Source organism: Bradyrhizobium sp. UFLA05-109 (assembly GCF_054185165.1).
In genome coordinates this window covers 1-519 of sequence record NZ_JBBIAR010000178.1, presented here as the reverse complement: position 1 = coordinate 519, position 519 = coordinate 1, and the positions used below count along the sequence as shown (strand labels likewise).

At 59.7% G+C, this 519-nt stretch carries 1 protein-coding gene; it reads left to right on the top strand.

The features are described 5' to 3' along the window. Nucleotides 1-29: 29 nt before the first annotated feature. The gene (locus tag Q3C01_RS44925; RefSeq protein WP_103085583.1) at nt 30-329 is read left to right on the top strand and encodes a DUF1161 domain-containing protein; all 300 of its coding nucleotides are present in this window, start codon (nt 30-32) and stop codon (nt 327-329) included. The last annotated feature ends 190 nt before the right edge of the window (nt 330-519 follow it).

The window sequence follows — 519 nt, the reverse complement described above, 5'->3', positions numbered from 1 at the left end:
GGAAGTTCATTGTCTAAAAGGATGACGTGATGAAGAAAACGCTGATATTAACCGCTGTCTTGCTGGCCGGCGCCCCATTGGCGGCTCTGGCCTCTTGTGAAAGCGTGAAAGCGGACATTTCGCAAAAAATCGTCAATAACGGCGTTCCGGAGTCCGGCTTCAAACTGGAGATCGTGCCTAACGATCAGGCCGATCAAGCGGGCGGCCAGGTGGTCGGCCACTGCGAAAACGACACCCAGAAGATCGTTTATACCCGCCTGAACAACGGCGACGATAATGGTGACGCGGCGCAGACCGGCACCAGCCAGGACACCTCCAACGCGCAGTAAGCCGCATCGGCTACCCAGGGCGCGCAACAGCCGCGCCCTTTCCTTTTCCTTTACGCCTGCTCCGCCTCTTCCTCTTCGCCTTGCGGCCGACAACGCGCCGGGATCAGCATCGCCGCCGCCAGCGCCAGCAACGACACCAACGCCGATACCAGGAACACCCAATGCAGCGAGGCCCCCACCTGCTGGATAA

Bases quoted from the DNA above. Each gene is read 5' to 3' on its own strand.
- Q3C01_RS44925 (WP_103085583.1), top strand. From the start codon at position 30: ATGAAGAAAACGCTGATATTAACCGCTGTCTTGCTGGCCGGCGCCCCA.